This window comes from Streptomyces sp. NPDC059564, assembly GCF_042735575.1.
Taxonomy (GTDB): Bacteria; Actinomycetota; Actinomycetes; order Streptomycetales; family Streptomycetaceae; genus Streptomyces.
In genome coordinates, this window is the sequence record NZ_JBHWBP010000579.1 from 1 (window position 1) to 3,014 (window position 3,014).

The following is a 3,014-nucleotide window of genomic DNA, read 5'->3' on the forward strand; positions in this document are numbered from 1 at the left end:
AGCCGCCTCCTGCTGATGGACGAGCCCTTCGCGGCCCTCGACGCCATCACCCGCGACGTCCTGCACGGCGAACTCACCCGCATCTGGGCCGAGACGGGCCTCTCCGTCCTCTTCGTCACGCACAACGTCCGCGAGGCCGTCCGCCTCGCCCAGCGCGTCGTCCTGCTCTCCTCCCGCCCCGGACGCGTCGCCCGCGAATGGGCCGTGGACATCCCCCAGCCGCGCCGCATCGAGGACGCGGACGTCGCCGACCTGTCCCTGGAGATCACCGAACACCTGCGTGGGGAGATCCGCCGCCATGGCCAGCACTGACCTCCGGCCCCGGGAGGCGCGCACCGCCTCCAACGAACTGGCCGGGCTCGACGCGCTCGACACCCACGACGGAACCCGCACCCCGCTGCGCCGGGTGCTGCTGGGCAAGGCCCTGCCGCCCGCCGCGGCCGTCGCGCTGGTGCTGACGGTGTGGCAGGTGCTCGTCTGGGCCCGCGTCACCGACGACTACATGCTGCCGTCGCCGTCCGCGGTGTGGGCCAGCCTGACCGACCTGTGGCTCAAGGGCACCCTCCTCGACATCGTGTGGACCAGCGTCTGGCGCGGCCTGTCGGGGTTCCTGCTGGCCCTGGCCATCGGCACGCCGCTCGGCCTGCTCGTCGCCCGCGTCGCATTCGTCCGCGCCGCGATCGGCCCGATCCTCCAGGGCCTGCAGTCCCTGCCCTCGGTCGCCTGGGTCCCCCCGGCGGTCCTGTGGCTGGGCCTCGACAACTCGATGATGTACGCCGTCATCCTGCTCGGAGCCACCCCCTCCATCGCGGGCGGCCTCGTCTCCGGCATCGACCAGGTCCCGCCGCTGTTCCTGCGGGCCGGCCGGTCCCTGGGAGCCACCGGTGCGCGCGGCGCCCGGTACGTCGTCATGCCCGCCGCCTTCCCCGGCTACCTGGCGGGCCTCAAGCAGGGCTGGGCGTTCTCCTGGCGCTCCCTGATGGCCGCCGAGATCATCGCCAGCTCCCCCGACCTGGGCCTGGGCCTGGGCCAGTTGCTGGAATCGGGGCGCGAGACCTCCGACATGGCACGGATCTTCCTGGCCATCGTCCTGATCCTGCTGGTCGGCATCGCCGTCGACCTGCTGGTCTTCGGCCCCGTGGAACGCCGCATGCTGCGGCGGCGGGGCCTGCGCCCGTGAGGGACCGCGCCCGGTGTGCGTCAGCCCGTCAGGGCCGGGGTGCGGGCGGCCGCGTCGTAGCGGCGCAGCACGAGCCGGGCGAGTTCCGGCGGGGCGCCGAGGACCGCGCCCAGGACGTCCGCCCCGGCCGCGCGGGCGCCCGCCGCGATCCGGTCGGGGAGCCGGCCCGGTGCCAGGACGTACGGGGCGACCGCCACCCGGCGCGCGCCCTCGGCGCGCAGCGCCCGTACGACGTCCTCGGTACGGGGTCCGGCGGAGGCGGCGGCGGGCCGTACGGCGTACCAGCCGCCCGAGTCGCGCCACTGCCGGGCGATCCCGGCGAGCACCTCGGCCGCTTCCGGGTCGCCGCTGCCGGCGGCCGCGAGGACCACGCCGGTCGTGGCGCGGTCGCCCCGGGCGAGCCCGGCCTCGTACAGCCGGCGTTCCAGCGCCGCGGTGAGCAGCGGGTCGGGCCCCAGCACGGGGGCCTGGCGTACGGCGAGGGCGGGGGGTGCCTGGCGCAGGACGCCGGGCAGGTCCGTCTTCGCGTGGAAGGCGCGGGTCAGGAGCAGTGGCTGGGCCACCACCGCCCGGGCGCCGTCCCGGGCCATCCGCGCCAGTTCGTCCGGTACGGACGGGGCGTCGAAGTCGAGGAAGGCCGTGCTCACGCGCAGTCCGGGCCTCGTCGACCGGATCCTGCGGGTGAGTGCGCGTACCGTCTCCGCGTGCCGCGGATCACGGCTGCCGTGCGCGACCAGCAGCAGGGAGCCGCCCATGTCCGGGCCCTTCCCTAGCCCGCGACGAGGGCCGGCACCGGCCAGTAGGGATCGTTCTGCAGCAGCATCGGGTCGTGGGTGAGGATCGCCCGCTCGTACTGGCTCAGGACGGGCGAGGGCTCGATGCCCTGCGACTCGATCATGTTGTGGCGGCACTGGCGGTAGACCGTCAGGGCGTCGAGCTGGCGGCCGCTGCGGTACAGCGCCCGCATGAGCAGCATGCAGAACTGCTCGTGGTTGGGGTTGCGCGAGTAGAGCTCGGTCAGTTCCGGAAGGATCCGTTCATGACCGCCGGTGCGCAGTTCTAGATCGTAAAGCAGAATGAGCGCCGAATTTCTCGCCTCCATATATCTCGTGGAGGCGGTCTGGCAGATCGGTCCGCCGGCCAGTCCGCCGAATACCGGGCCCCGCCAGCGCGAGAGTCCCGCGCGGAGGTCCGCGATGTTCTGGCGGTGTTCCGTGAGGGTGTCGGTGGCCGTTCTCGCGTGGATCGAGTCCACGGTGTCGAGGAATAGGTAGGCGTCGAGTTCCCACCGGTCGAAGAGGAACATGTAGCCGGAGGTGCTCGTCACCACCCGCGATCCCTCCCGGTCGGGCTCCACCGCGGCCAGGGTCCTGCGCACCCTGCTGATCTGCGCCTGGAGGGCGTTCTCGACCTTGTTGGGGGGTGTGGTCCCCCAGAGTTCGAGGATGAGGGAGTCGACCGTGACGAGCGATCCGCCGGCCGCGAGCAGGGTCGCCAGGAGCGTCTGCTGCATGGCACCGCCGAGCCGTACGGCGACCCGCTGTTTCATTATTTCCATGGAGCCTAGGACTGAGAACAGCAACACAAACATCTCCCCGCGAGATGGAAAGAGAACGGTGTCGTGTGCACTGGCGCCGGATGATCGATTCGGTGCCGGAAGTGGTACTCAAGTGGTACTGAATTCCTAGTGGACCGATCGGTCCCGACCGTACTTGGTCAGGTAGGAGCGTGTCAATGAAGCCCCGGCCTCCGCACGGAGGCCCCCGCCCGGGACCGGACACGGCAAAGGCCGTGCAACACGTCCGGCGCCGGATGCGGGGGATCCAATGGGCTG

Annotated in this window: 3 protein-coding genes and 1 pseudogene; 2 read left to right on the forward strand and 2 right to left on the reverse strand. The window is 72.0% G+C overall.

Going from position 1 to position 3,014, the window contains the following annotated elements:
• Both ACFV0Q_RS40445 and ACFV0Q_RS40450 read left to right on the forward strand, forming a co-directional pair.
• Positions 1–312, forward strand: a pseudogene (locus ACFV0Q_RS40445) (ABC transporter ATP-binding protein); the annotation flags it as partial.
• On the forward strand, positions 299–1,180 hold the full coding sequence (locus ACFV0Q_RS40450; RefSeq protein ID WP_385012962.1) for an ABC transporter permease: 882 nt from the start codon (positions 299–301) through the stop codon (positions 1,178–1,180). The pseudogene ACFV0Q_RS40445 and the gene ACFV0Q_RS40450, both read left to right, overlap by 14 nt.
• A 20-nt stretch (positions 1,181–1,200) precedes the next feature.
• Here ACFV0Q_RS40450 and ACFV0Q_RS40455 read toward each other — a convergent pair whose 3' ends face one another.
• Entirely contained in the window at positions 1,201–1,935 is a 735-nt protein-coding gene (locus ACFV0Q_RS40455) for a sirohydrochlorin chelatase (RefSeq protein WP_385012964.1), read from the reverse strand.
• A 14-nt stretch (positions 1,936–1,949) separates the two neighbouring features.
• A complete protein-coding gene (locus ACFV0Q_RS40460; protein WP_385012966.1) occupies positions 1,950–2,738 on the reverse strand; it encodes a BTAD domain-containing putative transcriptional regulator in 789 nt (262 codons plus the stop codon).
• Positions 2,739–3,014: the final 276 nt, after the last annotated feature.